The sequence below is a fragment of the Pseudarthrobacter sp. MM222 genome, from assembly GCF_947090775.1.
GTDB lineage: Bacteria > Actinomycetota > Actinomycetes > Actinomycetales > Micrococcaceae > Arthrobacter.
The window spans coordinates 3,385,325-3,412,050 of the sequence record NZ_OX352321.1 but is presented as its reverse complement, the minus strand read 5'-3'; the positions used below and the strand labels follow the sequence as shown (position 1 = coordinate 3,412,050).

Genomic DNA, 26,726 nt, shown 5'->3' with positions numbered 1-26,726 from the left:
CCCGCTCCTAGGCTGAGGGCTACGGCAACTGCCATCGTCAGTTCGCCATCGATCTTGCACAGCAAAGGAGCTAGCAATGACTGTCTACGCACAGCCCGGTACCGAGGGCTCGAAGGTCACTTTCAAGGACCGTTACGAGAACTGGATCGGCGGCGAATGGGTTGCCCCGGTCAAGGGCCAGTACTTCGAGAACATCACCCCCGTGACCGGCAAGGCCTTCTGCGAGGTTGCACGAGGCACGGCGGAGGACATCGAACTGGCGCTGGACGCGGCCCACAAGGTGGCACCGTCCTGGGGCAAGACTTCCGTCGCCGAGCGCGCCGCCATCCTGAACAAGATCGCGGACCGGATCGACGCGAACCTCGAAATGCTCGCCGTCGCCGAAACCTGGGACAACGGCAAGCCGATCCGCGAAACCCTCAACGCCGACCTCCCGCTCGCCGCGGACCACTTCCGCTACTTCGCGTCGGCCGTCCGGGCCCAGGAGGGCCGCCTCTCCCAGCTCGACGACGACACCACCGCCTACCACTACCACGAGCCGCTCGGCGTCGTCGGCCAGATCATCCCCTGGAACTTCCCGATCCTGATGGCCGTCTGGAAGCTTGCGCCGGCCCTCGCCGCCGGCAACGCCGTGGTCCTGAAGCCGGCCGAGCAGACGCCGACCTCCATCCTCGTCCTGATGGAGCTCATCGGCGACCTCCTTCCCGCCGGTGTCCTCAACGTCGTCAACGGCTTCGGCGTCGAAGCCGGCAAGCCGCTGGCCTCCAGCCCCCGCATCCGCAAGATCGCCTTCACCGGCGAGACCACAACCGGCCGCCTGATCAGCCAGTACGCCAGCCAGAACCTCATTCCGGTCACCCTGGAACTCGGCGGCAAGAGCCCCAATATCTTCTTCAACGACGTCGCCGACACCAACGATGCGTTTTACGACAAGGCCCTTGAGGGCTTCACCCTCTTCGCCTTCAACCAGGGCGAGGTCTGCACCTGCCCGTCGCGCGCCCTGGTCCAGGACGGCATCTACGACTCCTTCATGGCCGACGCGCTGGCCCGCACCCAGAAGATCATCCAGGGCAACCCGCTGGACACCGACACCCAGCTCGGCGCCCAGGCCTCCAACGACCAGCTCGAGAAGATCCTCTCCTACATCGACATCGGCAAGCAGGAGGGCGCCAAGGCACTCACCGGCGGCGCCCGGGCCGAGTTGTCCGGAGACCTTGCCGGCGGCTACTACGTCCAACCGACCATCTTCGAAGGCCACAACAAAATGCGCATCTTCCAGGAGGAGATCTTCGGCCCTGTGGTATCCGTGACCCGCTTCAGCGATTACAACGACGCCATGGGCATCGCCAACGACACCCTGTACGGCCTGGGTGCCGGCGTCTGGTCCCGCAACGGCAACGTCGCCTACCGCGCCGGCCGTGAAATTCAGGCCGGCCGGGTGTGGGTCAACAACTACCACGCCTACCCGGCAGGGGCCGCGTTCGGCGGGTACAAATCCTCCGGCATCGGCCGCGAGAACCACTCGATGATGCTCGACCACTACCAGCAGACCAAGAACCTGCTGGTCAGCTACAACGAGAACAAGCTCGGCTTCTTCTAAGCCGCACCGACCCGGGCGGGGACGGATCAGAACTGATCCGTCCCCGCCCGCACCACTTCCCAGACAACCCAGATGAGGCCCCGATGTCCCAGACCCGGCTCGACGCCGCCGTGACCCGCCCCGGAGAGGACTTCTCGCGGGTGGCGCTCACCCCTGAGTCCGTTGACCTGCTGCGCAAGCTGTGGAAGCAGCATGGGCCGCTGATGTTCCACCAGTCCGGGGGCTGCTGCGACGGTTCCTCGCCGATGTGCTATCCGGCCGGGGAGTTCATCACCGGCGACTCGGACGTGCAGCTCGGGCTGTTCGACATTTCGGACGGGTTGCAGCCCCAGCCGGTGGAATTCTGGATGTCCAGGGAGCAGTTCAATTACTGGAGCCATACCCACTTGACCGTGGACGTCGTACCGGGCCGGGGGAGCGGGTTCTCGGTGGAAGCTCCCGAGGGCAAACGCTTCCTAATCCGCTCCACCCTGATGGACTGGCCGGTCTGAGGCCGCGCCAAACCGGTACGGATCATCCTGGCGACCACCGTGAGCGTCTCAGTATGTGGGACAAAAATGGTCGTCCACTGGATGGACACTACGATGGATAGGTCTGTTTCCAACAAGTTATCGAGATTGTGGACTTTCCTATGAACCTATTCCGGACCAAAACCATCGAGCAGTCCATGGCTGACGCCGATGAACCGGGACGTACGCTCAAGCGGTCACTCAGTACCTGGGACCTCATGATTATGGGCGTCGCCGTTGCTGTCGGCGCCGGAATCTTCTCCGTAGGGGCCAAAGCCGCCGCGAACTTCTCCGGACCGGCAGTGACGATATCTTTCGCCATCGCCGCCGTCACGTGCGCTCTCGCTATCATGTGCTACGCCGAGTTCGCCACGGCCATCCCGGTGGCAGGCTCGGCCTACGTGTTTACCTACGCCACCATGGGTGAATTGCTCGCATGGATCATCGGCTGGAACCTGATCCTGGAACTCTTTACGGCCGGCGCCGTGATCGCCAAGTACTGGGGCATCTACCTCAGCAAGGTGTTCGCGCTGATGGGCGTCGACATTCCGCCGTCGATCTCCCTCGGCGGGGTCGACCTCTACTGGGGTGCCTTCCTGATCGTGGCGGTGTTCACCGTGCTGCTGGTGCTGGGGACCAAGCTGTCGGCCCGCGTCGGAAACGTTTTCACCCTGATCAAGATCGCCGTCGTGCTGTTCGTCATTGTGGTGGGCTTCACCTACGTGAAGTTTGAGAACTACGCACCGTTCGTGCCGGCCTCGGAGCCGACCGGCGGCACCGGAACCGCCGACGTCCTCAAGCAGTCCTTCTTTGGATTCCTGACCGGCGCGGCGCCCGCTCAGTACGGCACGCTGGGAATCTTCGCCGGCGCTGCCCTGGTCTTCTTTGCCTTCATCGGCTTCGACGTCGTGGCCACCTCGGCCGAAGAGGTCAAGAACCCGCAGAAGACGCTGCCCCGCGGCATCTTTGGCGGTCTCGCCGTCGTCACCGTCCTCTACATCCTCGTGTCGCTGGCCTTGACCGGCATGGTGTCCTACACCGAGCTGGCCGAAGCCGAGAATCCGACACTCACCACCGCCTTCGAGGCCGTGGGGAATACCGACGCGGCCAAGATCATCGCCTTCGGATCCCTCGTTGGCCTCACCACGGTGATCATGGTGCTGCTGATGGGTCTTTCCCGGGTGGTCCTGGCAATGAGTCGCGACGGCCTGCTGCCGCGTTCCCTGTCCAAGACCAGCGCCACCCGCGCGACGCCGGTCCGCCTCCAGATCATCTGCGGCGCAGGCGTGGCCCTCGTTGCCGGGTTGACGAATGTGGACCTGCTGGAGGAAATGATCAACATCGGCACGCTGTCCGCGTTCGTGATGGTGAGCCTGGGCATCCTGGTGCTGCGCAAAAAGCGCCCGGACCTCAAGCCGGCGTTCCGCGTGCCGTTCGGTAAGGTGCTCCCGATCGTCTCGGCGGTCCTGTGCCTCTACCTGATGACGAACCTCGCCGTTGAGACCTGGATCTTCTTCGCCGGCTGGCTCGTGATCGGTGTCATCATCTACTTCTCCTACGGTCAGCGCCACTCGCGGCTGAACGAGAAGTTCGCCGACGCCAAGGCTTCCGTCAACGGCCCGGCGGTCGTCGCCGCTCCGGCCGCGGAACCGGTGGACCAGAAGGTGCAAGACAACGACGACGAGTTCACCCGCGCCTAAGCTTCCGCGCTGTCCGTGGGAACTGTCCCGCGTTGTGATTCCCCGCAAGTGACCCAAACCGCCCGTCGATCACCTGATCGGCGGGCGGTTTTGCGTCCTCCGGCACCGACGCGGACTGCGCGGGATGCTGACCGTGCCTGCCTGCCTGCCTGCCGGCCGGCCTGTCCCTTGCGTTTCTGTCAGCAGCGGCGGATCAGGCTGCGCCCGGGGAAGCCGCCCGGACCCGTTTGAGTGTCTTGGCATGGTGCCGGAGTTCGCGTCGGAAATGTCGGGCCGTTTGAAGTCATAGCTGCCGGGGCGGTGAGTGGACTTCGGGCACCTGAGCTTTGGGCACTTGATCGCCGGAGGGGCGTGCCGGGCTGGGGTGGTGCGGTGGAATGGTAGGTGTGGCCGGTGGGGGTGGTGACTTCGAGGGTGTGTCGCCGTCTGGGTTCGTCGCCGCCGGCGGGTCCGGGGCATGGACGGCTGGTCCAGCCGGGGGTTTCTTTGGTGTGGTTGCAGGCTTCGCAAAGCCCGGCGCCGTTGGCCGCGGTGGTGGGTCCTCCTTCGGCCCAGGGGAGGACGTGGTCCATGTGGCGGATCGGGGCGTCGCAGTAGGGGGTGCGGCAGGTCTGATCGCGGGTCTGGAGGAAGCGGCGGAGCCCGGGCGGAAAGAGCCGGGCGCGGGAGTCCATTCCGACGAGGTCCCCGGTGCCGGGGGCGGTGTAGAGCCGCCGCAGCCAGATCTGCAGGTAGCGGTTGCCGGGGTCCCCGTCGGTGCCCCGGCCGCCTTCCGTGCCGGGATGCGAGCCGGCGGGCAGGCCGGAGCCGCCACCGGGCGCCGAGCCGGAGCCGGCACCCTTGATCAGTTCGCGGGCCCAGCCGGCGGGGACGATGCCGTAGCCGGGAAGCCGGGCTGGTTCGGAGTCGCCCTGAAACAGGGTGCGGTCGGTCAGAACGAGCTGGATCTCGATGCCGCTGATCCCGCCTGCCCTGCCGGTGGTGCGTTCGACCAGGGCGTCCGCCATCAGCTGGCCGCGGCCGCGGGAATCCCCGGCGGTGCAGGCGGTGTCGGCGTGCCGGGACAGGGCGGTGTAGGCCGCGACACCCTCCGCAACCGGCAGCAGCGCGGTCAGGTAGGTCATGGTGTCCGGCGCGGGACGGAGGCTGACATGCCGGTCGGCGGCGGCATGGGCCGCCCGTTGGGTGACGGACCGCGGGTCCCGCCGATACGCCGCCGCGCGGGCCGCGGCGACGATGGTCCGGTCCCCGGCGCCGGTGAAGGTGCCTGTGTCGGCGGCGAGTTCCTCGTCGACGGCGGCCCGGTCCGCCGCGGGCAGGCAAGCGGTCTCCTTCACAAGCAAAGTGGCGCGCCATTCGTTGAGCTGGCCGGTCTCCAGCGCGCCGAGGGTGTGCGGCATTTCGGTCACGAGGGCCTTGGCCAGGCCCAGGAGCCGGCCGCCCTTAGCGGGGGATTCGCGCCGGGCGAGCGCGATCTGCGCCGCCACCCCGGTCCCGAGCCCGCCGACGGGGACGCCGGCGGCCTGCTGGGCGCGGCGCTGGGCTAAGTCGAAGGCGACGGCGTCCCGGGCCTGGCGGGCGGCCAGGGCGGACTTCAGGTCCTCCAGGCAGCGCAACTCGTTGATGAGGGCGGCAGGGCTGTCCGGGGCAGGCAGGGCGGCCACGAGCCGGACCAGGTCCGCGACGGTCACGCCGTCTCCAGCGCCGTGCCCTGCCCGAACCACTTCGGGCTTCCGATTGCCGTCCATGTCCCTAGTCTTTCAGGCACCTGTGACAATAAGAGGATCCTGCACCCGCTCCCGCCGAGACTCAGGCCGGCCGAGCAGGCGGACGGGATCGGAGCGTAAGTGGCTGTGGTGACCCCGATGCCGTTTGAGCCAACCACCTATTGGTCGAACATCGCGTTCACCCTCGCCTGACCGGTTCTGGTTCTGACCCCTTCTGGCTCTGAGCGACTTCGGCGTTTGTCCGGTCACCGTTAGGGTGCGGCGTAGCGGCTGATCCACTCCACCAGCGGCCGCAGCTCCTCCCAGCGCCGGGCCACCTGGTCGGCTGCTGCAGGCGTGGCGAGCCAGCCGGGCCGGCCCACGTTCATGCCCGCGGTGAGTGACTTGTGCTTGAGCAGATCGGCCCGTGGATGATCCTTGTCGAATCCCCGCGGGACAGTCTTGAGGCGCTCGCCCTCCACCTCGAAGCCGGACGAAGCAATCGCCTCCACGATCCTTTGCAGCTCCTGGCCGCTTGATTCGGCATCGACGGAGCCACGCAGGCGTGCGAGCTGCGCCGGCGAGTGGGTGTGACAGCCCCCGCCAATGAGAAGGCCATCAGCGCTGAGCTGGACGTAGAAGCCCACACCCTCCGCCGTCGAGGCGAACGCCCCCTGGGCCGTCTTGTAGGGTGATTTATCGAGCGAAAACCGGACATCCCGGTTGGGCCGGAAGAGCTTCGCCGCACCAAAGGCCGGCTCCAGTTCGGCAAGCAACCGCGTCAGCGGTGCTTTCACCGCGGCGTCGTAGATTGCCTTGTGTTCCAGCCACCAGTCGCGGTTGTTGTTTCGTTCGAGGTCGGAGTAGAACCGGAAGGCGGCATCCGGGATGCCTTCGAATGGGGTCATGGATGAATCGTACGGACGTGGCTGGCCACACTGCGAGGGATGCGGCGTCCATGTGGAAAAACGCAAACACCCCGCCGCGGCTGGTCGAGTTCCAGCCGCGGCGGGGTGTTTCATTGTCCGGAAGACGGAATGGGGTGTTAGCCGATCTTGTTCGCCGCTTCGGCGTCGGAGGTGCCGCCGACGACGCCGGCGTCAGCCGCGCCCAGGTTGGCGCGCAGCTTCGCGCCGAGCTCGGCGTCGACGTTGGTCCAGTACTGGATGGCCCGTTCCTTGATGCCGGCGTTCTTCACGCCGCCCACAGCACCGGTAATGGTGTCGAGCAGGCGGGCCTTTTCGCCGTCGTTGAACACTTCGCGGTATAGCGTGCCCGCCTGGCCGAAGTCGCCGTCCTCAGCGTGGAGGGAGTGCGCGGAGAGCGTCAGCGCCCCGTCGTTCTCCCAGCCGCCGGCCGGGCTCTGCGGCTCCACTGCAGCCGGACCACCGACGGAGTTGGGAGCATAGACCGGAACCGAGGGAGCGTTGAAGTGGTAACGCCCGGCGCCGTCCTGGCTGTAGTTGTTGACCTGGCTCTTGGGCAGGTTGACGGGGAGCTGCGCGTGGTTGGTGCCCACGCGGTAGCGGTGTGCGTCCGCGTAGGAGAAGATGCGGGCCTGCAGCATCTTGTCCGGGGAAGCGGCAATGCCCGGCACGAAGTTCGAGGGTGCGAAGGTGGCCTGCTCGATCTGCGCGAAGTAGTTCTCCGGGTTCCGGTTCAGCTCCATGGTGCCGACCTTGATCAGCGGGTAGTCCGCGTGCGGCCATACCTTGGTGAGGTCGAAGGGGTTGAAGCGGTACGTCTTGGCGTCTTCATACGGCATGACCTGGACGTGCAGGTCCCAGGACGGGAAGTTGCCGGCGGCAATGTTTTCCTGCAGGTCGCGGATGTAGAAGTCCGCGTCCGAGCCGGCCAGTGCCTCGGCCTCGTCGCCCGTGATGGAGTTGACGCCCTGGTTGGACTTGAAGTGGTACTTGACCCAGAAGCGCTCGCCCTCGGCGTTGATCCACTGGTAGGTGTGCGAGCCGTAGCCCTGCATTTCACGCCAGGAGGCCGGCAGGCCGCGGTCGCCCATGAGCCAGGTGACCTGGTGTGCGGACTCGGGGGAAAGGGTCCAGAAGTCCCACTGCATGTCGGCGTCGCGCAGGTGGCTGCCCGGCAGGCGCTTCTGCGAGTGGATGAAGTCCGGGAACTTGATGCCGTCGCGGATGAAGAAGACCGGGGTGTTGTTGCCGACGAGGTCGTAGTTGCCCTCGGTGGTGTAGAACTTCACGGCGAAGCCGCGGGGGTCGCGCCAGGTGTCGGGGGAGCCGCTCTCGCCAGCGACGGAGGAGAAGCGGATCAGCATCTCGGTCTCAACACCGGGCTGCAGGAAAGCAGCCTTCGTGTACTTCGAGACGTCCTCGGTGGTCTTGAAGGTACCGAACGCGCCGCCGCCCTTGGCGTGCACTACGCGCTCCGGAACCCGCTCACGGTTGAACTGTGCCAGCTTCTCGATCAGGTAGTGATCGGTCAGGATGATTGCGCCATCGGCGCCGGTTGCCTGGGAATGGGCATCGGACGTGACCGGGGCGCCTGACTGGGTTGTCGACACTGCGGGCGCAGAGATGTTCTGGGTCATCTTTCTCCTATTTCTAGTTTCTTGCTTAGTTTCGTTCGGAGGGAAGTTTTTGGCTGCGCTGGCAGTCCTCGCAGATGCCTTGGTACATCACATCGGCGATCTGGATGGTCATCGGCTTGGTGCCCTCGTCCCAGTGCGGGGTGAGGCACGGAGCGTGACCGACGGCGCATTCGACGTCTTCGACGCGGCCGCAGCCGATGCACACGGCGTGGTGGTGGTTGTCGCCCACGCGCGTCTCATACAGCGCTGGGGAATGCGGGGGCTCGAAGCGGCGCAGCATCCGCAGATCCGTCAGGTCGCCCAGGACCACGTAAACGGACTGCGCCGTCAGTTCGGGCAGCTCCTGGCGGGCGGCGGCGAGAATGCTCTCGGCCGGGGAGTGCGGATGGTGTTCGACGGCGGCGAGCACGGCGAGGCGCTGCTTCGTCACCCGGCGTCCGTGGGCGCGCAGGGCTGCAGCCCATGCATCGTGAGTGCCCGCGGAAACTGTCATGACCCCATTCAAGCACTTATTATGATTGCCTCACAATAAGGCAAGGCTAACCCGGTTCCACGGCAGCGTTCGCGGCCCTCTAAAGTGACCGGGTGGGGAAATTTTTGGCGGACATCACGCCGTTGCGGGAAAGTCCGGCCTTCCGCCGTCTATGGCTGGGCTCAGCCGTCTCCGCGCTGGGCAGCCAGCTGACCCTCGTGGCGGTCAGCCTTGAGGTCTACCGCCTCACCCAGGACAGCCTCTATGTGGGGCTGCTCAGCATTTTCGCCCTGGTGCCGCTGGTGTTTGGCGGCCTGATCGGCGGTTCGATCGCGGACGCCCACGACCGCCGCAAGGTGGCACTGCTGGCCTCCTCCGTCCTCTGGTTGACCACCGCCTGCCTGGCGCTCCAGTCCTGGCTGCAGCTGGGGAACGTCTGGCTGCTGTACGTCCTCGTTGCCGTGCAGAGCGGCGCCCAGGCCATCAACCAGCCTGCGCGCAGCGCCATCATCCCGGTGCTGGTCCGCAAGGAACTGCTGCCGGCCGCCAACGCCCTGAGCATGATGAGCTTCGGCCTGAGCATGACGGCCGGGCCCCTGCTGGCCGGCGTGCTGGTGGCCTCGATCGGCTTCGCTTGGACGTATTCGATCGACGTCGTCAGCTTCGCCTTCGCATTCTGGGCGCTCCTGAAGCTGCCGCCCATGCCGCCGGGAGAGCATGCACGGCCCGCGGGGCTGCGGTCCGTTATCGAGGGCTTCCGGTTCCTGGGTACACGGCCCAACCTGCGGATGACCTTCATCATCGACCTTGTCGCCATGATTTTCGCCCAGCCCCGGGCCCTGCTGCCCGCAATAGGTGCGCTAATGATCGGCGGCGGCGAAGCCACGGTGGGAATCCTGCTGGCGTCGACCGCCGTCGGGGCCTTCCTGGCGGGGCTTTTCTCCGGGCCGTTGGGAGCCGTGCGCCGGCAGGGGGTCGCCGTCGTGTGGTCCGTGATGGGCTGGGGAGCATCGATTGCCGGCTTCGGCCTGGTGGTGGTGTTTGCCGGTCGCTCGGGCGAGAGCGGGGTGACGCTGTGGCTCCTGCCCGCGGCACTATGTTGCGCGCTCGCTGGCATCGCCGACTCCATCAGCGCGGTCTTCCGCACCACCATTCTGCAGGCCTCCGCCCCGGACCACCTGCGGGGGCGGCTGCAGGGTGTCTTCATCGTCGTGGTGGCCGGTGGCCCGCGGGTGGGGGACATGCTTGCAGGCGGCGGGACTAAACTTTTGAGTGAGGGTTGGGTCCTGTTGCTCGGTGGTTTGTTGTGCATCGCAGTGGCATGGGTGGTGGCGCACCTGCAGTCGGGCTTCCTAAAGTACGACGCGCGGAACCCCGTCCCGTAGCGGCTCGTTTTCCGGAACAAAGCGGTTCCCGGAACGCCACAACCGGGAGCCCGGTGTGGGAGGGACAGTGCATCGACATCACAATGGCCTGAAGACCGCGGCCCTCTTCGGTGTGCTGTGGGCGGTGTTGCTCGGACTGGGCGCGCTGATCGGATCCAGCACGCGCAGTTCTGCCCCGATCTGGATCATGGCCCTGGTCGGGGTGGCCACGACGGCTTACGGATATTGGAACAGCGACAAGATCGCCATCAGGGCGATGCAGGCCTTCCCGGTGAATGAGGCCGAGGCGCCGCAGCTGTACCAGGCCGTCCGGGAACTGTCCGGCCGGGCACAGCAGCCGATGCCAAGGATCTACATTTCGCCAACGATGGCCCCGAACGCCTTTGCCACCGGACGGAACCCGCAGAACGCGGCGGTGTGCTGCACCGCGGGGATCCTCCGGCTCCTCGATGCCCGGGAGCTCCGGGCGGTGCTGGGCCACGAGCTGATGCACGTCTACAGCCGGGACATCCTGACCTCCTCAGTGGCCGCCGCCGTCGCCGGCGTCATCACCTCGGTGGGGCAGCTGCTGCTGTACTTCGGCGGTGGTGACCGGCGCAATGCGAACCCGCTGGCCACACTTGCCATGGCCCTGCTGGCCCCGTTTGCCGCGTCATTGATCCAGATGGCCATTTCCCGCACCCGGGAGTTCGACGCCGACGAGGACGGTGCCGTGCTGACCGGGGACCCGCTGGCCCTCGCCTCAGCCCTGCGCAAGATCGAGCAGGGCGTGCAGTTGGCGCCGCTGCCGACGGACCAGCGGCTGGTCAATGCCTCGCACCTGATGATCGCGAACCCGTTCCAGGGTGGCGGAATGGCGAAGCTGTTCTCGACCCACCCGCCAATGGATGAGCGGATCGGGCGGCTGGAGCGGATGGCCGGGAGGCCGCTGGCCTAGCCAGCCTGCTAGCTGCGGAAGTTCACGAACTGCAGGTCGGCCTCGTCGAAGCCCTTCAGGATATTCATGGTCTCCTGCAGGTCGTCGCGGGACTTGGAGGTCACGCGCAGCTCGTCGCCCTGGATCTGGGACTTGACCGACTTGGGGGCCTCGTCACGGATCAGCTTGTTGATCTTCTTGGCCAGGTCCTGGGCGATGCCTTCCTTGATGGAGGCTTCCAGCCGGAATTCCTTGCCGGAGGCGTAGGGCTCGCCTGTGTCGAGGGACTTCAGGGAGATGCCGCGGCGGATGAGCTTGGACTGCAGCACGTCCAGGACCGCAAGCACCCGCTCTTCGGAGTTGGCTTTCATCAGGATTTTCTCGTCGCTGAAATCGACCTCGGCGCCCACGCCCTTGAAGTCATAGCGCTGGACGAGTTCCTTTTGCGCCTGATGCAGTGCGTTGGCGACCTCCTGCTTGTCTACCTTGCTGACGACGTCGAACGTGGATTCGCCTGCCATGACTGTCCTCCTGGTGGTTGTTGGGCGCCTGCTGTTAGGCCCTGGTGTCTGCATTCCAGCCTAGTACGGATGCTCCGGATATGAAGGCCGGAGAGGCGGTGCCGGATTCACAGTTTCCTTAAAGCCGAGGCAGGGCGGGAACGAAGCTTGGGCGGCCATAGTTGCAAGGGTTGTTGTTAGAACTGCTCGAAAGGCGATGAGCATGCACCGCAAGGCCATCCGATATGTCACCCGTTCCACCGCTGCCGCCGCCGGAAGTATCGCCACGGCCGCGACGACGGTTGCCGCTGCGGCGCTGGCCGCCTCCATCATCTTCAGTCCTGCCGCGGATGTGTCCTCCCGGCTGGACGGGGTCCAGGCGGACCTGGCGCGTGCCGTCCAGCTAAATCAGATCACGGAGGAGCAGGCGTCCAGGTTCGAGGCAAAGATCGCTGCGCGCATCCTTGGGGACGCCTGATATTCCGGGCTTTTTGGACCCGCATGGCGCCGATTCGATTCTTCGGCGGAAGTTCTGTAAAGTTGTCTTGCCCGCGGTTGCTGGAAGCGGAACGGACTGGAAACAGGCGTTCTGAAGCCGAAGCCGCGAGTGATCTTCATTTGAAGTTCGGCAGATTACCCGAGCGGCCAAAGGGGGCTGACTGTAAATCAGCTGGCAACGCCTACGGGGGTTCGAATCCCTCATCTGCCACCCTTGGAAAAGCCTCCGGAACCACCAGGTTCCGGAGGCTTTTTCTTTGCCTGAATCAAGGTTCCGTGTCCGGGGACTCCCGATGGGAAGCCCGACAAACCGAAGCCGGCTCCCTACGAGTACTTCAGGCTGAGCAGGAGCGACTTCAGCTGTTTGTACTGTTCCGTCGCCATCCAGGCTTTCGCCGCGTCGGGTGTCGCGAACACGGGCTGCCGGGTGTAGTCAAAGACCACGTAGGCGGCCATGATCCCGTTGGCGAGGGGGACCTGGTTGGATCCGGAGCTCTCCTGGCTGGGCAGGAACTCGGCGGCGAGCCGGACATCCATGAAATAGTACGAGCTGCCGTCGGGCTGGACCTCGTCGAGGGCGAAACCGAACTCGGCGGGTTTGCCGGTGGCATCGATGACCCCAGGTACCGGTGCCTGGTCCAGGACAGTCCGCTTAACCGGGCCCGCGGCGCCGTCGCCGTACATGCCGCTGGAGATGCTGGCGACTTCAGCGCCGGTCTGGTCCTGCACCAGCGCCTCCACGGATCCTGCCTTGGACGCCTCGTCCAGGTACGGGCCCTGCTTCGTCTGTACCGTCCATCCCGCGGGGTACGCGAAGGAGATGTGTCCGTCCGGAAAGGTGAAAGTCTGCACCCGGGCGGCTTCGGCCGGCGCCCCACCGGACGGTGCCGGAGCGGGGATCGGCGCCGACGCCGTCGTCGTCGCGCCTGCGGTTGCTGACGCGGCCGCTGCTGGTGACGCGGCCGCTGTTGGTGACGCGGGCGCCGTAACGGGTGGCGCAGTGCCGCCCGCGGACGCCGTCCCGGAGCCCTGTGTGGAGCAGCCGGTGGCGGCTAGAAGGGCGGCAACTGTAGCCGAAGTTAGGGTGTTGCGGAATCCGGATGCCGGTATTTTCAAAGTGTCCCCAATGTTCGTCCGTCTGGCCAGGCCGTGTTTCTTCCTATTATTGGGCCCTTCTGCCGGGAATACACCGAATAGGTGGGGCTAGACTCATCGCGACTACGCCTGGCCGTCGCATCCCTGGTGACGGCCGGGACGGCCTTGCTGGGTGTCGTCCTTGCGTCCGTCGGCGTCCTCGCCGCCATCGGGTATGCGATTGCCGTCCTGTGCAGCGGGGGCCCGCAGGCGGCTAGTCCGCCATGCCGGGGTGAACGGCCACGAACTCGATCTTGTGGGCCGGCTGGACCGTTTTCTTAGGTGCCCGGGAGTATCCCTTCGCATCCAGATGGTTCTCAGCCCGGTACACGGCCAAGGCTTCGTCATAGGCCTTGTTGAGCTGGCGGCCCAGGAACTGCTCCGTGGACCCGTCATTGAAGGTGATGGAGATGAGCGTGCTGCCGGGAAAATGCCGGTTCATGCGGATGAAGCCGTCGGCGTCCTGCTGCAGATTAATCAAGGTGGTCCTGCCTTTGTGATCGGAAGCTTCCAGTCTTCCGTATGTTTCCCGATGCGACTGTTTTCCTGAGACGACGGCGGTGCCCACCGGGACGAGCGGAAGGCCCCTCGTGGAGGAGCCTTCCTTGTGCTGCGGGCTAAACCTTCTCGCGGGTGCGGTCAACCGGTGCCGGTTCCTCGACCGTGAACTCCCTGCTGCGGCGGGGGAAGGTCCAGAACTTGAAGTCCTTCTCTTCCACCCGGGTCTCGGGGCGCTCCTCAGATTCCTTTGCGGCATCCTTCTGGACGTCCTGCCGGAAATCCCTATGGTACTGATAGCACATCACTAACCTCCTTATGGTGACTGCCCTTTTAATCCTCCTCCGCCTCGGCCCGTCCGTCGATACCCGGACTGGCACAGGCATTGGGTATAGTCCGCGTCATGGATGAAAAGGCGACTTTGCACCGGTACCTGCGCGTCCGCCGGGCCGACCTGTTGGGGAAGCTCGACGGCGTCAGCGAGTACGATGCCCGTCGTCCCTTGACGGCAACCGGGACGAACCTCCTGGGCCTGGTCAAGCATGTCGCGAGCGTTGAGCTTGGCTACTTCGGCGAGGTTTTCGGCCGGCCGAGCGGGCTGGAGCTCCCCTGGCTGGCAGACGACGTCGAACCGGATGCCGATATGTGGGCGGCCGCGGATGAATCGCGGGAGCAGATCCTCGAGTTGCACCGGCTGTCGGCCGCTCACAGCGATGCGACGATCGAGCAACTGCCGATCGACGCCGGAGGCGAGGTGCCGTGGTGGCCCGAGGAGCGGCGCCACGTGACCCTGCACCAGATCCTGGTCCACATGTGCGTCGAGACGGCCCACCACCTCGGGCATGCGGATATCCTCCGCGAATTGATCGACGGGACAGCGGGGCAGCGCCCCGGCGACCCGAACCTCACCGGGCGGACGCCGGCCGAATGGGCCGCGCACCGCGCAAGGATCGAGGCGGCGGCGCGAGAAGCAGCCGCCCTGGCCCCGCGTGTTCCGCCGAAAATCGGCGGGATTTGAACGAACCCGGGAGTAGTGTTAGGCCATTCGCGTCAAAACATAAGGAGCCTTAGTGAAGTCATTTGCCTGCGGTGATGTGGTACCCGGTTGCGAAGCCCGTTGGGTGTGCAGCACGGACGACGAAATCCTGGTCAAGGTGGCAGCGCACGCCGCCTCCGCCCACGGACTTGCTGAACTGCCGGCGGACCTGGTCCAGTCGGTGCACAGATCTATCGTTCCGGTTAGTTGATTCCCGCGGCGGACGGTCCGCCTCCCAGCGCCGGCGCTTCTCCCGGCACTAACTGGGACGAGCTCCTGGCGGCCGCCTGCCGCGGCGAAGGACTGTCCTCGGCGTACCAGCCGATTGTCGATACTTCCCGCGGCACCGTGGCGGGGTACGAAGCCCTCGCCAGGTTCCCCGGATTCATCGAGAAAAACCCCGAAGTGTGGTTCGCGGCCGCGCGGTCCCACGGCAGGTCCGCGGAACTGGAAGCGGCCGCCTTGCGGACCGCGCTCGCGGCCCGGGATACGCTGCCGCCGAACTGCTTCCTGACGGTGAACGTCTCACCCGAACTGCTCCCCACGGAGAACATCCGAAGCGTGTGGCGGGAAGAGGGCAACCTGGGCGGCCTCGTCGTCGAACTGACCGAGCAGACCCCCATCGACTCCTACGTCGGGCTGGAACCGGACCTCAACCAGCTGCGCGCAGCCGGAGCGCTGATCGCCATCGACGACGCCGGTGCCGGCTACGCGGGACTGCGGCACCTCCTGGCGCTGCGGCCCTCGCTGATCAAGATTGACCGAGAACTCATCCAGGACGTCGACCGGGATGAGGCAAAGCGGGCCCTGATCAGCATGCTCGGAACTTTCGCCAGCCGCGTGGATGCCTGGATCCTCGCCGAGGGGGTGGAGCGCGTGGAAGAGCTCGATGCCCTGGTGTCCCTCGGTGTGCCGCTGGTGCAGGGATACTGCCTGGCCCGGCCCGCGCCGCCGTGGTCACCTATCGACCTTGACGTGGCGCACCGGCTGGCCTCGAAGCGGCCCGTGGCACACAAGACCGTGATCCGGGACGTCCTGGAAACGGCGCCGACAGCCACCACAGCTGCCCTCGCGGCGGAAGCCTTCGCGGGGAACCCCGCACTGCAGTCGATTGTGCTGCTTGGCGACCATTTGCGGCCGGTTTCCGTGCTGGACGCGGACACCGCCGGATTCGGTCTGGTGAGCCCGGGGATGCGCGTGAACCTCGATACACCGCTGAGCGAAGCCCTGGCCCGCTCAATGACGCGGACGAAGGCGAGCCGCTTCGAGCCACTGCTGGTGACTGACAATGCCGGCCGTTACGTCGGCGTCGCGCGGCTGGAACGCATGATCATCGCGTTGACGGAGCCCGACGGGTAGGGCTTCGCCGAGGGGAGCGGCGCCTTGCGGGACGGGGCGCCCTAGCCTCGTCCGCCGAGGAGCTGGTCGGTGGCGGCGTCTGGCAGGCCCTCGAAATACTGATCAAGCAGGCGCTGGAAGATGGCTTCCTCCGGATCTGCCCGCAGGAACAGGGTGATCGAGGAGCGCAGCTTTTTCTCATCCGTGCCGCCGAAGATCTGCCCGGCGGTACGCCCCGTATGGCCGGCCACAGCCGCGGCGCTTTCGAGCAGGCGTGGACCAAGCACGGGGTGCCGGAGGTAGGCCCGCGCCTCGTCCAGGCCGGACACGGCGTATCGCCTGGCCGTGGGGCTGTGCCCGAGGCCCGCCAGCTGGGGGAAGACGAACCACATCCAGTGGCTTCGCTTGGAGCCCTGGCGAAGCTCCGCCAGCGCCTCGCGGTAGGTTCCGCCGCCATCCTGGGCGCTGACAAAGCGGTCAAGATCATAGGGGTCATCGACGCTTTCCTCCACGGTTTCCTCCTCCTCCGGAGTCCTTGGTCGATGCTACTGCTCGGGACGCAGTGAAGGGAGGGGGCTCCCTGCAGGACGTCGGCGGCGATGCCGTGGAGCCGGGTGTCTGAGGCCGCGGTTGGTGCAGCAGTTCCATCCCTACAGCTGGCCAGGGTGTCGTTGCTAGAGTCGGCTGTATACGCGGATGGCACCGGCCGGGCCCGCTCGTCCCGCCCAGCCAGGAAGGGCGCACGGCATGGTCGAAATGCTGGGACTGTTCACCGACACGAGCCTGGTGGAACTCCTGCTCCTGCTCGCCACCTTCGTGCTGACCTCTCTGATCGGGATTGAACGGCAGATCCGGCAAAAAAGCGCCGGCTACCGGACCCACGTGTTGGTGGGGTTGGGCTCGTGCGCGTTTACGCTGATCTCGGCCTACGGATTTGCCTACGTACTCGACCCCGGAGTGACGCTGGATCCGTCCCGGATAGCTGCGCAGATCGTGAGCGGCATCGGCTTCCTCGGCGCCGGCGTCATCTTCAAGGGCCGCGACGTCGTCAGGGGACTCACGACGGCCGCGACCATCTGGGTGGCCGCGGCGGTGGGGATGGCCTGCGGTGCCGGAATGGTCTCCCTTGCCGTGGCGCTGACGCTCTTCCACCTCATCACGTTGTTCCTGGTGGCCCCGGCGGTCCGGAAAATCCCCTCGGTGGACCGGAACCGGGTCCTGCACATCACCTACGCCGACGGCCGGGGCGTGTTGCGGCAGGTGCTCGAAGTCGCCACCACGATGGGGTTCAGCTCCTCGATCCTGCGCACGAGGCGTACCGGCGAGGAGCAGAAACCGATGGTCTCGATGGACGTGCGGTTTTTCGGGCACCACCCGCTGCGGAACCTTGTTCCGCAGCTGATGGACCTTCCCGGCGTGGAGAGCGTAATCGTCCGCGGTATCGACACGAACGGGGACGACGACGATGCAGCCTGAGTCTCTGCTCGTGGGCGGCGTCCGGGTAAGGGTGGTGCGGCTGTCCGACGCCGAACGGCTGAGCGCCGCGTATCAGCGCAACCGGGAACACCTCGCTCCGTGGGAGCCGCGGCGGAACGAGGACTTCTTTACCGTGGCCGGGCAGACGGCCAGCATCGAGTCGAAGCTGGCCTTGTTCATCGCCGGCTCCGATGTTCCGTGGGTGCTGCTGGACGCGGGGCGCATCATCGGAGTAATGACGCTGAGCGGTATTGTCCGTGGCCCGTTCCTCAGCGCCCACGTCGGCTACTGGGTGGACAAGGAGTACAACGGGCAAGGAGTCGGCTCCGCGGCCGTGGCCTACGCTGTCGGCGTGGCGCGCACGGAACTGGGACTGCACCGGCTCCAGGCCGCGACCTTGCCGCACAATGCCGCCTCGCAGAAGATCCTGAAGCGCTCCGACTTTGAGGAGATCGGGCTGGCGCCCGCCTACCTCAAGATTGCCGGGGCCTGGCAGGACCACATCCTGTACCAGCGCGTTCTGTTCTAGACGGCCCGCCAGGGGGCGCTATGGGGAGCAAGAGCGGAATGCTTGGCCCCGTTGTTACTGGCGGGTAACATAATGCCCATGCACCTGCTCTTCCGCACCCTGGTCCTGCTGTTTACGTCGTCCCGGAGGACCGCGCTCAGCATCTGGGACACCTCGTCCCTGCCGCTGCGGGTCCTGCCGACGGACATTGACATCGCGATGCATGTCAACAACGGCATGTACTTTTCCTTGATGGATCTGGGCCGCTTTGACCTTCTGGCCCGCAGCGGCACGTGGAAGGCCATGCGCCGGCGCGGCTGGAGCCCGGTGGCCGCAGGCGAGACAATTGCTTTCCGCCGCTCGCTGCAGCTCTGGCAGCAGTACAGCATTGAAACGAAGATCATCGGCCTCGATGCAAAGGCCATTTACTTCGAGCAACGGATGGTAGTGGACGGGGAAATCTACGCCCGGGCCTACATCGCCACCCGGTTGGTCAGCAAGGGAAAGCCCGTCAGCCAGGAGGAGATCCTGCGCGAGTTCGGCGAGCCGCCGGCCGGCCTCGAGCTGCCCGGCTGGATCCACGAATGGCGGGAAACCAACGGGCTGCCCGGGGCCCGGCGTCCCGCCCCGCACGCCTGGGTTTGAGCCGCTCGCCGCTGAGCCATCAGCGAAATGCGAGGGACAATCCCCGGCGGCTCGCGTACCGTTGACCCATGGCTACCGTAGACATCACAGGTGAACAATTCGCATCGACCGTCGAGGGCAACGACATTGTGCTCGTTGATTTCTGGGCAGAATGGTGTGGGCCCTGCAAGCAGTTCGGCCCTACGTACGCGGCAGTTTCCGAGAAGCACCCCGATGTGGTGTTCTCCAAGGTGGACACCGAGGCCGAGCAGCAGCTCGCCGCCGAGGCCGGAATCACGTCGATCCCCACGCTGATGGCTTTCCGCGAAAAGGTGTTGGTCTTCTCGCAGCCCGGCGCCCTGAATGCCCAGCAGCTCGAGCAGGTTGTCGACGCAGTCAAGGCCCTGGACATGGAAGAAGTCCACGCCCACGTGGCCCGCTCGCAGGCCGCCGCCGCAACGAACACGCAGGACGGCACACAGATCCCCGAAGCGTAAGCTCCAGCTTCCTGGTGCCCCTGCCGGCTAGAGCCGCTCGAGCCGGACGGGCTCGGCCAGCAGGGCGCTGAGGGACTCGTTGAGGTCCTGGACGGCGGTGCCCTTGGAGTGCTTGTCCAGGTCCTCCTGTGAGGCCCACTTTTCGGTCAGCACCAGCCGCTGCTCGCTGGCTTCGGTGAGCTCGTAGCGGATGCAGCCGGGTTCGTTGACTACCTCGTCAATCGCGATTTCCAGCGCGAGCTTTACGCGGAAGAATTCGCCGTCGTTGGGGATGAAGATGGCCTGAAGGTCAATAGGTGCGCTCATGGTTTTCACCATACCGGGCCCGGGCGCGCACGCCGGAACATTTCGTAGGACCTCCTAGCTTCGCTCTTCTCTTGGCGCTGGACTGTTGGTAGCGTCGCAGCATGCTTGCTTACACAGCCGGGGACACTGACGTTCCGCTGCTCGAGGAAACAATCGGCGACAACTTTGAAACGGTTGTTCGGAAATTTCCCCTTCACGACGCCTTGATCGAGGCGGCGGCGGTGCCGGGGGAGGAAGCCCGCCGGTGGAGTTACACCAAACTGAACGACGACGTCGACCGCGTTGCCCGCGCGTTGCTGGCGCTGGGTGTCGCCAAGGGCGAGCGGGTCGGGATCTGGAGCCCGAACTGCGCGGAGTGGACGATCCTGCAGTACGCGACGGCCAAGATCGGCGCCATCCTGGTCAATGTCAATCCGGCCTACCGCAGCCACGAACTGGAGTTCGTGGTCAAGCAGAACGGCATGCGCCTGCTGGTGGCCGCGCCGTCGGACCGCAACAGCGACTACACCGGGATGGCGCGGCAGGCGCTGGGGGTATGCCCCGAGCTGCGCGAGCTGGTCTTCCTGCCGGATGCGGGCCTCGCCGAGCTGACGGCCGGCGTCCCGGAATCAGCGGCCGAGTGGACGTACGGGGAACTGCTCAGGCGGGCCGACGACGTCGCGCACTCAGCCCTCAAGGCCCGGATGGCGGAACTGGACCCGCACGACGCCGTCAATCTGCAGTACACCTCCGGAACCACCGGCTTTCCCAAGGGCGCCACGCTGACGCACGTCAACATCCTGAACAACGGCTACTCGATCGGGGAGCTGCTGGAGTACACGGAGCATGACCGGGTGGTGCTGCCGGTGCCGTTCTACCACTGCTTCGGCATGGTGATCGGGAACCTGGCTGCCCTCAGCCACGGTGCCGCCACTATCATCCCGGGCCGCGGGTTCACTCCTGCTGCGGCGCTGGAGGCGGTGCAGGACTTCGGCGGAACCTCGTTGTACGGGGTGCCGACGATGTTCATCGCTGAGCTGGCCCTGCCTGACTTCGCCTCCTATGACCTTTCCACCCTGCGCACGGGGGTGATGGCCGGATCGCTGTGCCCCATCGAGGTGATGAACCGGGTCATTTCGGAGATGAACATGGTGGATGTTGCCATCTGCTACGGCATGACCGAGACCTCGCCGGTGTCCACCATGACCCGGAGCGTGGACACCCTGGCCCAGCGCACCGAGACCGTGGGACGCACCATGCCGCGGCTGGAGAGCCGGGTGGTGGACCCTGTCACCGGGGAGGTGCTGCCACGCGGAGAGATCGGCGAGCTGTGCACCCGGGGCTATGCCGTGATGCAGGGCTACTGGAACGAGCCGGACAAGACCGCCGAGGCGATCGACGCCGAGGGCTGGATGCACACCGGTGACCTGGCCCGGATGGACGCGGACGGCTACCTCGTGATCGAGGGCCGGATCAAGGACATGGTGATCCGCGGCGGTGAAAACGTCTACCCGCGGGAGATCGAGGAATTCCTCTACACCCACCCGGACATCCAGGATGTGCAGGTGATCGGTGTCCCGGATGCACGGTACGGCGAGGAGCTGATGGCCTGCGTGATCCTGAAACCCGGGTCGGCGCCGTTGGACGCGGCAGCCGTGGCGGAGTTCTGCCGCGGCAAGCTCGCGCACTACAAGATTCCGCGCTACGTCGACGTCCGGGACAGCTTTCCGATGACGGTTTCCGGCAAGATCCGCAAGGTGGACATGCGGCAGGAAGCGGTGGCCCGGCTGGGTCTCTAGTTGGTGTTCCGGTTGATCGTCCGCGTGCCGGCCACCAGGCCGACTGCTGCAGTAAGCACGGCGGCCTCAGTGCCCGCGGTGGTCCTGAATCGTCATGCGGGCGCCGAACGTGGGCTTGCGGAAGCCGCTAAGCCCGATCATCCGCACAACACGCTGCCGGTGGCCGGCCCACGGCGCCAGCAGGCGGAGCATTCCGGCGTCGTCCGTCCTGCGGCCGGTCAGTGCCGCACCCACATATGCCGCCAGGTGGTAGTCGCCCACCGAGACCGAGTCGGGGCAGCCATGGGTGCGTTGCACCACCTCCGCCGCGGTCCAGACGCCGATCCCGGGAATCGCCTGCATCTTCTGCGCCGCTTCTACGGCCGGCAGGGCGGCAAGGCGTTCCAGCGCGACGGCGGAACGCAGCGCGCGCATCACGGTCGCGGAGCGCTGGGGTCCTACGCCCGCCTTGTGCCATTCCCACGACGGAATACGGAGCCATTGCTCGGCCGTGGGCTGGACCATCAGGTTGGCGGGGGCCACGCTGCCGGCGCCGGGGGCCGCGGTCCCGAAGCGGTACATCAGGTAGCGGTAGCCGCGGCGGGCCTCGATGAGGGTGACCTTCTGCTCCATGATCGTCGGGACCAGCGCATCGATCATCCGGCCGGTGGCGGGCAGCCGTAGGGCCAGGTTCCGGCGTCGGGCTTCGGTGACCATCCGGGGGAGCGTGGCGGAGAACCCGGGCTCATCGAAGCCGGACCAGTCGTCGTCGCGCCCCAACATGCGGGGGACGGCCTCCACCGCGCAGGCCGCTCCCGGCCCCCAGGCGAGGGCGTCGACGGCCATATCGGCACGGGAGCCGAGCGTGGCCAGGCGCAGCGTGGCCGGACCGGCCGGCGTCGTGAAAGCCAGCCACGTCCCGTCCGGCGCCGTGCGGACGGACGGATCACCGTGGCCGCGGAGGAGTGTGCCGATGGTCTGCTGCAGGTCGACGGGGCCGTCCGGGCGCCAGCGCAGCGAGGCGTCCGCCGCGGCGGCCAGGCCCGCGGGGGTCTCTGCGATGGTCATTCAATCATGTTCCCACGCCCGGACTGCGGCTCCGGAACCGGGGGCGGACGGCCCTGATTACCCCGGAGGTCCGGGACTAGAATCTGGGTGTGGCGTGGACCGCCCGCGCCTGGCCTTTTGGCCCTACTTTTGAATGTCAGGTGAGCGCGATGGCCCGAGGAGTAGTGCACTTCGAGATCCCGGTGGACGACGAAGAACGTGCAGGGAAGTTCTATAGCTCCGCGTTCGGCTGGGATGTGCAGCCCATGCCTGAGCTGAGCTACACCATGATTAGGACCACGCCGACGGATGACAAAGGCATGCCGTCCACACCGGGCATCATCAACGGCGGCATGTTCCGGCGCGAGGGAAACATCACCTCTCCAGTGGTCACCGTGGACGTTGACGACATTGATGCGGCGCTCGAGAAGATTGGTTCCCTGGGCGGCAGCACCGTCCTGCCACGCCAGGAAGTAGGCAGCATGGGCTGGGCCGCCTACTTCAAGGACACCGAAGGCAACGTCGTGGGGCTCTGGCAGAACGCGGCACCCGAGGGCGGGCCCTCAGAGGCCACCGGCACGGGGGCGAGTGCAAACGACATCGGCGCCTGAGCGCGGCCGGAGCGCGTCAGGGCTCCGCGACGGCCCCCGGTCGCGGGAGACGGTAACTTTGTACCTATGAAGTACGCCCAGTCCATCCTGGACCTCATCGGCCACACGCCGCTCGTCAAGCTGAACCACGTCACCGACGGCATCGGGGCCACGGTCCTGGCAAAGTTGGAATACCTGAATCCCGGCGGTTCCATTAAGGACCGCATCGCGGCCAAGATGATCGAGGAGGCCGAACGCACCGGCAAGCTCCTGCCCGGCGGCACCATCGTGGAACCCACCTCCGGCAACACCGGTGTGGGGCTGGCCCTCGTCGCCCAGCAGAAGGGCTACCGCTGCATCTTCGTGGTCCCGGACAAGGTGGGCGAGGACAAACGGGCGGTGCTGCAAGCCTACGGCGCCGAGGTGGTGGTGACTCCCACCGCTGTTCCCCCGGACAGCCCGCAAAGCTACTACGGCGTCTCGGACCGGCTGGTCACCGAAATCCCGGGGGCGTACAAGCCCGACCAGTTTTCCAACCCGGCCGCGCCGGCCAGCCACTATGAATCCACCGGCCCGGAAATCTGGCGGGACACCGACGGCACCATCACGCACTGCGTCATCGGGGCCGGCACCGGCGGCACCATCACCGGCACCGGCCGGTACCTCAAGGAAGTTTCCGCCGCGCGTGCCGAGGCCGACGGCGGCGTGGTCAAGATCATCGGCGCGGACCCGGCAGGTTCCGTCTACTCCGGCGGCAGCGGCCGCCCGTACTTCGTCGAAGGCGTCGGCGAGGACATGTGGCCGGCCAACTACGACAAATCCGTTCCGGACGATGTCATCGCGGTCAGCGACGCCGACTCCTTCGCGATGACGCGCAGGCTGGCGCGGGAGGAAGGCCTGCTGGTCGGCGGATCCTCCGGCATGGCGGTCGTCGCCGCACTGCAGATCGCCAAGGATCTGCCCTCGGACGCCGTCGTCGTGGTCATCCTGCCTGACTCCGGCCGCGGATATCTTGCCAAGATCTTCAACGACCAGTGGATGCGCTCGTATGGCTTCCTCGCCAGCGGCGACGACGCCTCGGTGGGGGAGATCCTCAAGGCCAAGACCGGCGAACTGCCGGACCTCGTGCATATCCACCCCAACGAGACAGTGCGCGACGTCATCAACATCATGAACGAGTACGGGGTCTCGCACATCCCGGTGCTCTCCCAGGAGCCGCCGGTAGTCATGGGCGAGGTCCTTGGCTCCGTCGACGAACGCACCATCACCGCCAAGCTCTTCCGCGGCGAAGCGAAGCTGACGGACAAGATTTCCGAACACATGGAAGCCCGGCTGCCCGTCATCGGTTCGCTTGAGTCGATCTCGACCGCCCGCGAACTCCTCTCCGACGCCGACACCCTGATGGTGACGTTCGTCGGTGCCCCGGTGGGGATCCTGACCCGCCACGACCTCCTCGCCTACCTCAGCAACTGACCTCAGCCAACTGACCCGGAGACCGGAGCCGCCCTGCCGGGCGCTTTGGGTCGCCGGCCGAAAGGACCGCCCATGTCTGTGCCTAAGAACTCCGGTTTCAACACCCGCGCCGTGCACGCCGGCCAGGCCTTCGAGCCGCGCACCGGCGCCGTCGTGCCGCCGGTCCACTTCTCGTCCACCTACGCGCAGGAGGCCATCGGCGTGCTGCGCGCCGGCTACGAATACGGCCGGGGGACCAACCCCACCCGTGATTCGCTGCAAGAGCAGCTGGCCGCGCTGGAAGGCGGGGCCGCCGCGTTCTCCTTCAGCTCCGGCCTGGCGGCCGAGGACTCCATGATCCGTGCGCTGACCCGGCCGGGCGATCACATCGTGCTCGGCAACGACGCGTATGGCGGCACCTACCGGCTGATCAGCCGGGTCCTGGGGGAGTGGGGCATCGGGAACACGCCGGTGGACATGTCCGATCTTGACGCCGTGGCGAAGGCCGTCGCGAACGGTGGCGCGGCCGACGGCGGCGGCAAGACCCGCCTCGTCTGGGTGGAGACGCCGTCGAACCCGATGATGAAAATCACCGACATTGAGGCGCTCGCCAAGCTGGCTCACGACGCCGGCGCCCTCCTCGTGGTGGACAACACATTCGCCTCGCCGTACCTGCAGACCCCGCTGGCCCTCGGCGCCGACATCGTGGTGCACTCCACCACCAAGTACATCGGCGGCCACTCCGACGTCGTCGGCGGCGCCATCATCGTCAACGACGCGGAGCTGGCCGAGAAGATCGGCTTCGTGCAGTTCGCCGTCGGCGCCATCTCCGGACCGATGGATGCTTTCCTCACCACCCGCGGCCTCAAAACCCTTGGCGTCCGGATGGACCGGCACAGCGACAACGCCCAGGCCGTGGCCGAATGGCTGCTCCAGCGCCCCGAGGTGGAAGCCGTGCTGTACCCGGGACTGCCCTCGCACCCCGGCCACGAGCTTGCCAGGAAGCAGATGAAGAAGTTCGGCGGCATGATCTCGGTGCAGTTCAAGGGCGGCGAGGCCGCGGCCCGCAAGGTGGCCGAATCGACCTCCGTGTTCACCCTCGCCGAATCCCTCGGCGGCATTGAGTCCTTGATGAACTACCCGTCCGAGATGACGCACGCCTCGGTCAAGGGCACGGAACTGGCTGTCCCGGTCAACTTGATCCGGCTCTCCTGCGGCATCGAGGACGTCGAGGACCTCATCGCAGACCTGGAGCAGGCCCTCGACGGCCTCGCCGACGCCGAGTCGGGCAGCTAGCACGCAGTGACCACCACCACCCGGGCCATCTCCTCCACCACCCGCGGCTGGCTCGCGACGGCGGCCGGTGCGCTCGCCGTCGTCGCAGCGCTGGTGGTGCTGTACAGCGCCTACATCCCGCTGATGAACGACTTCGAGGTCTACTTCTACGGCGGGAGCCGGGTGCTGCAGACCGGCGAGACCGGCGTCAACGAGCTGTATGCCCCGCGGGACGGGCTGCCGTTCACCTACCCGCCGTTCGCCGCCTTGCTGTTCGCGGCGCTCGCCTCGCTTGGCCAGGGTGTTGCAAGCATGGTGTTCATCAGCACAGCGCTGCTGGGCGCCGGGATTGTTTCCGCCTGGCTGGCCCGGCACTATTTCGGCCTCGGCCGCTGGCGGGACGCGGTTGCCGACTGGCGCTTCCGGGCGGTGGCGCTCGCCGGAACCGCCGCGATCCTGCTGCTCGGGCCCTGGCGGGACACCTTCGACTTCGGCCAGATCAACATCATCCTGATGGGCCTGATCCTCGCCGACTTCGCGCTGCACGGCAAGGCCCGGGCCGGGGAGATCCGCTGGCCGGCCGGGCTGCTGATCGGGATTGCGGCCGGAATCAAGCTGACCCCGCTGGCCTTCGGGCTGTACTTCCTGGTCCGCCGCGACTTCAAGGCGCTCGGCTGGATGGCCGCCGGGTTCTTTGGCTCGATCGGCCTGGCCTGGGCGCTGCTGCCCACCGCCTCGGTCACCTTCTGGACCAAGATCCTGCCGGACACCGGGCGGATCGGCGGACCGGCCTATGTGGACAACCTCTCCGTCAAGGGCCTGCTGCTGCACCTGGGCCTGCCGGACTCCGGCCTCACCAGCATCGTGTGGCTGGTGGTCGCGCTGGCCCTGGCCGCGGTGGCGGCGCTAACGATCAAGTGGGCCGTGGACGCCGACGAGAACTTCGTGGCCGTGTCCGCCACCGCCGTGCTGATGCTCCTGATCAGCCCGGTGTCCTGGTCGCATCACTGGGTGTGGATGGCCGTGGCACTGCCCTGCATGGGCTTCGCGATCCACCGGGTGCCGTCGCGGGAAGGGAAGATGCGCCTGGCCGGCTGGATCATTGTGGCGTTCTCGGCCGTGGCCTTCTATCTGACGCCCAAGTACCTGGCGGTGATGGCGGGAGCGCAGGAGTGGGGCAAGGACCCGCAGACCCAGTGGCAGCTCATGATCGCCAGCCTCGGGGTGCTCTGCGGCGTCGCCATGCTGGCCTATTGGGCGCTGGCCTACCGGCCCTCCCGGTCCGCCCTGCGCCAAGGCTGACGCTCCGGCGCTGGCCGCCGCGAGATGACATTTCGCG

The 26,726-nt window shown here is 66.5% G+C and carries 29 protein-coding genes and 1 tRNA gene; 19 read left to right on the top strand and 11 right to left on the bottom strand.

What is annotated here, in order from left to right:
* Positions 1–76 precede the first annotated feature (76 nt).
* The 3 genes from exaC (at position 77) to OM977_RS15585 (ending at position 3,809) form a co-directional block, all read left to right on the top strand.
* The gene (gene exaC, locus OM977_RS15595; protein ID WP_264354804.1) at positions 77–1,600 is read left to right on the top strand and encodes an acetaldehyde dehydrogenase ExaC; all 1,524 of its coding nucleotides are present in this window, start codon (positions 77–79) and stop codon (positions 1,598–1,600) included.
* An 83-nt stretch (positions 1,601–1,683) separates the two neighbouring features.
* Positions 1,684–2,091 (top strand): DUF779 domain-containing protein, encoded by a 408-nt coding sequence (locus OM977_RS15590; RefSeq protein ID WP_264354803.1) that lies wholly within the window; start codon positions 1,684–1,686, stop codon positions 2,089–2,091.
* 140 nt (positions 2,092–2,231) lie between these two features.
* Positions 2,232–3,809: an APC family permease gene (locus tag OM977_RS15585; RefSeq protein WP_264354802.1), complete on the top strand. Its 1,578-nt coding sequence runs from the start codon at positions 2,232–2,234 to the stop codon at positions 3,807–3,809.
* Between the two features lie 179 nt (positions 3,810–3,988).
* Here OM977_RS15585 and OM977_RS15580 read toward each other — a convergent pair whose 3' ends face one another.
* The 4 genes from OM977_RS15580 to OM977_RS15565 form a co-directional block, all read right to left on the bottom strand.
* A complete protein-coding gene (locus tag OM977_RS15580) occupies positions 3,989–5,557 on the bottom strand; it encodes an HNH endonuclease (RefSeq protein WP_264354801.1) in 1,569 nt (522 codons plus the stop codon).
* A 230-nt stretch (positions 5,558–5,787) separates the two neighbouring features.
* Positions 5,788–6,423: a DUF2461 domain-containing protein gene (locus tag OM977_RS15575; protein WP_264354800.1), complete on the bottom strand. Its 636-nt coding sequence runs from the start codon at positions 6,421–6,423 to the stop codon at positions 5,788–5,790.
* A 137-nt stretch (positions 6,424–6,560) separates the two neighbouring features.
* Positions 6,561–8,078 carry a catalase gene (locus tag OM977_RS15570; protein WP_264354799.1) on the bottom strand — a complete coding sequence of 506 codons (1,518 nt, stop codon included), beginning with the start codon at positions 8,076–8,078 and terminating at the stop codon, positions 6,561–6,563.
* A gap of 25 nt (positions 8,079–8,103) precedes the next feature.
* Positions 8,104–8,571 (bottom strand): Fur family transcriptional regulator, encoded by a 468-nt coding sequence (locus OM977_RS15565; protein WP_264354798.1) that lies wholly within the window; start codon positions 8,569–8,571, stop codon positions 8,104–8,106.
* 92 nt (positions 8,572–8,663) lie between these two features.
* Between OM977_RS15565 and OM977_RS15560 the strand changes: the two genes are divergently transcribed.
* Together OM977_RS15560 and htpX are read left to right on the top strand one after the other, a co-directional pair.
* Positions 8,664–9,935 (top strand): MFS transporter, encoded by a 1,272-nt coding sequence (locus tag OM977_RS15560; protein WP_264354797.1) that lies wholly within the window; start codon positions 8,664–8,666, stop codon positions 9,933–9,935.
* A 67-nt stretch (positions 9,936–10,002) separates the two neighbouring features.
* Complete coding sequence (gene htpX, locus OM977_RS15555) at positions 10,003–10,872, top strand: zinc metalloprotease HtpX (protein ID WP_264354796.1); 870 nt, start codon at positions 10,003–10,005, stop codon at positions 10,870–10,872.
* A gap of 8 nt (positions 10,873–10,880) precedes the next feature.
* Here the strand turns inward: htpX and OM977_RS15550 are convergent, their stop codons facing one another.
* A complete protein-coding gene (locus OM977_RS15550) occupies positions 10,881–11,372 on the bottom strand; it encodes a YajQ family cyclic di-GMP-binding protein (protein ID WP_264354795.1) in 492 nt (163 codons plus the stop codon).
* Positions 11,373–11,574: 202 nt separating this feature from the next.
* On the opposite strand from OM977_RS15550, the gene OM977_RS15545 reads away from it, so the two are divergent.
* Both OM977_RS15545 and OM977_RS15540 read left to right on the top strand, forming a co-directional pair.
* Positions 11,575–11,829, top strand: a complete 255-nt coding sequence (locus tag OM977_RS15545) for a hypothetical protein (RefSeq protein WP_264354794.1) — start codon at positions 11,575–11,577, stop codon at positions 11,827–11,829.
* Between the two features lie 149 nt (positions 11,830–11,978).
* Positions 11,979–12,060 (top strand) — tRNA-Tyr (locus OM977_RS15540).
* Positions 12,061–12,173: 113 nt separating this feature from the next.
* On the opposite strand, the gene OM977_RS15535 is transcribed toward OM977_RS15540, so the two are convergent.
* The 3 genes from OM977_RS15535 to OM977_RS15525 form a co-directional block, all read right to left on the bottom strand.
* A complete protein-coding gene (locus OM977_RS15535) occupies positions 12,174–12,701 on the bottom strand; it encodes a hypothetical protein (protein WP_264354793.1) in 528 nt (175 codons plus the stop codon).
* A 496-nt stretch (positions 12,702–13,197) separates the two neighbouring features.
* Positions 13,198–13,464 (bottom strand): hypothetical protein, encoded by a 267-nt coding sequence (locus tag OM977_RS15530; protein ID WP_264354792.1) that lies wholly within the window; start codon positions 13,462–13,464, stop codon positions 13,198–13,200.
* 136 nt (positions 13,465–13,600) lie between these two features.
* Positions 13,601–13,786 (bottom strand): hypothetical protein, encoded by a 186-nt coding sequence (locus OM977_RS15525; RefSeq protein ID WP_264354791.1) that lies wholly within the window; start codon positions 13,784–13,786, stop codon positions 13,601–13,603.
* Between the two features lie 98 nt (positions 13,787–13,884).
* Here OM977_RS15525 and OM977_RS15520 point away from each other — a divergent pair, with 98 nt between their 5' ends.
* The 3 genes from OM977_RS15520 to OM977_RS15510 are packed head-to-tail and all read left to right on the top strand — an operon-like array spanning position 13,885 to position 15,876.
* A complete protein-coding gene (locus OM977_RS15520; RefSeq protein WP_264354790.1) occupies positions 13,885–14,499 on the top strand; it encodes a DinB family protein in 615 nt (204 codons plus the stop codon).
* A gap of 52 nt (positions 14,500–14,551) precedes the next feature.
* Positions 14,552–14,728: a DUF1059 domain-containing protein gene (locus tag OM977_RS15515; protein ID WP_333473983.1), complete on the top strand. Its 177-nt coding sequence runs from the start codon at positions 14,552–14,554 to the stop codon at positions 14,726–14,728.
* The gene (locus OM977_RS15510; protein WP_264354789.1) at positions 14,725–15,876 is read left to right on the top strand and encodes an EAL domain-containing protein; all 1,152 of its coding nucleotides are present in this window, start codon (positions 14,725–14,727) and stop codon (positions 15,874–15,876) included. The genes OM977_RS15515 and OM977_RS15510 overlap by 4 nt, the downstream gene beginning before the upstream one ends.
* 41 nt (positions 15,877–15,917) lie before the next feature.
* Here OM977_RS15510 and OM977_RS15505 read toward each other — a convergent pair whose 3' ends face one another.
* On the bottom strand, positions 15,918–16,367 hold the full coding sequence (locus tag OM977_RS15505; protein ID WP_264354788.1) for a DUF1810 domain-containing protein: 450 nt from the start codon (positions 16,365–16,367) through the stop codon (positions 15,918–15,920).
* Positions 16,368–16,602: 235 nt separating this feature from the next.
* Here OM977_RS15505 and OM977_RS15500 point away from each other — a divergent pair, with 235 nt between their 5' ends.
* From OM977_RS15500 to OM977_RS15485, 4 genes are all read left to right on the top strand, one after another.
* Positions 16,603–17,331 carry an MgtC/SapB family protein gene (locus OM977_RS15500; RefSeq protein ID WP_264354787.1) on the top strand — a complete coding sequence of 243 codons (729 nt, stop codon included), beginning with the start codon at positions 16,603–16,605 and terminating at the stop codon, positions 17,329–17,331.
* Entirely contained in the window at positions 17,321–17,860 is a 540-nt protein-coding gene (locus OM977_RS15495; protein ID WP_264354786.1) for a GNAT family N-acetyltransferase, read from the top strand. Before OM977_RS15500 ends, OM977_RS15495 begins: the two co-directional genes overlap by 11 nt.
* A gap of 78 nt (positions 17,861–17,938) precedes the next feature.
* Positions 17,939–18,484 carry an acyl-CoA thioesterase gene (locus tag OM977_RS15490; protein ID WP_264354785.1) on the top strand — a complete coding sequence of 182 codons (546 nt, stop codon included), beginning with the start codon at positions 17,939–17,941 and terminating at the stop codon, positions 18,482–18,484.
* 68 nt (positions 18,485–18,552) lie between these two features.
* Entirely contained in the window at positions 18,553–18,960 is a 408-nt protein-coding gene (locus tag OM977_RS15485) for a thioredoxin family protein (RefSeq protein ID WP_264354784.1), read from the top strand.
* A gap of 27 nt (positions 18,961–18,987) precedes the next feature.
* On the opposite strand, the gene OM977_RS15480 is transcribed toward OM977_RS15485, so the two are convergent.
* Positions 18,988–19,266 carry a putative quinol monooxygenase gene (locus OM977_RS15480; RefSeq protein ID WP_264354783.1) on the bottom strand — a complete coding sequence of 93 codons (279 nt, stop codon included), beginning with the start codon at positions 19,264–19,266 and terminating at the stop codon, positions 18,988–18,990.
* Between the two features lie 101 nt (positions 19,267–19,367).
* Between OM977_RS15480 and OM977_RS15475 the strand changes: the two genes are divergently transcribed.
* On the top strand, positions 19,368–21,044 hold the full coding sequence (locus OM977_RS15475) for an AMP-binding protein (RefSeq protein ID WP_264354782.1): 1,677 nt from the start codon (positions 19,368–19,370) through the stop codon (positions 21,042–21,044).
* A 66-nt stretch (positions 21,045–21,110) separates the two neighbouring features.
* Here the strand turns inward: OM977_RS15475 and OM977_RS15470 are convergent, their stop codons facing one another.
* Positions 21,111–22,091, bottom strand: a complete 981-nt coding sequence (locus OM977_RS15470; protein WP_264354781.1) for a DNA-3-methyladenine glycosylase family protein — start codon at positions 22,089–22,091, stop codon at positions 21,111–21,113.
* A 149-nt stretch (positions 22,092–22,240) separates the two neighbouring features.
* Between OM977_RS15470 and OM977_RS15465 the strand changes: the two genes are divergently transcribed.
* From OM977_RS15465 to OM977_RS15450, 4 genes are all read left to right on the top strand, one after another.
* Positions 22,241–22,681, top strand: coding sequence for a VOC family protein (locus tag OM977_RS15465; RefSeq protein WP_264354780.1), 441 nt, complete (start codon positions 22,241–22,243; stop codon positions 22,679–22,681).
* 66 nt (positions 22,682–22,747) lie between these two features.
* The gene (locus OM977_RS15460; RefSeq protein ID WP_264354779.1) at positions 22,748–24,133 is read left to right on the top strand and encodes a cystathionine beta-synthase; all 1,386 of its coding nucleotides are present in this window, start codon (positions 22,748–22,750) and stop codon (positions 24,131–24,133) included.
* 72 nt (positions 24,134–24,205) lie between these two features.
* Positions 24,206–25,408 carry a cystathionine gamma-synthase gene (locus tag OM977_RS15455; RefSeq protein ID WP_264354778.1) on the top strand — a complete coding sequence of 401 codons (1,203 nt, stop codon included), beginning with the start codon at positions 24,206–24,208 and terminating at the stop codon, positions 25,406–25,408.
* Between the two features lie 6 nt (positions 25,409–25,414).
* Positions 25,415–26,689 carry a glycosyltransferase 87 family protein gene (locus tag OM977_RS15450; RefSeq protein ID WP_264354777.1) on the top strand — a complete coding sequence of 425 codons (1,275 nt, stop codon included), beginning with the start codon at positions 25,415–25,417 and terminating at the stop codon, positions 26,687–26,689.
* Positions 26,690–26,726: the final 37 nt, after the last annotated feature.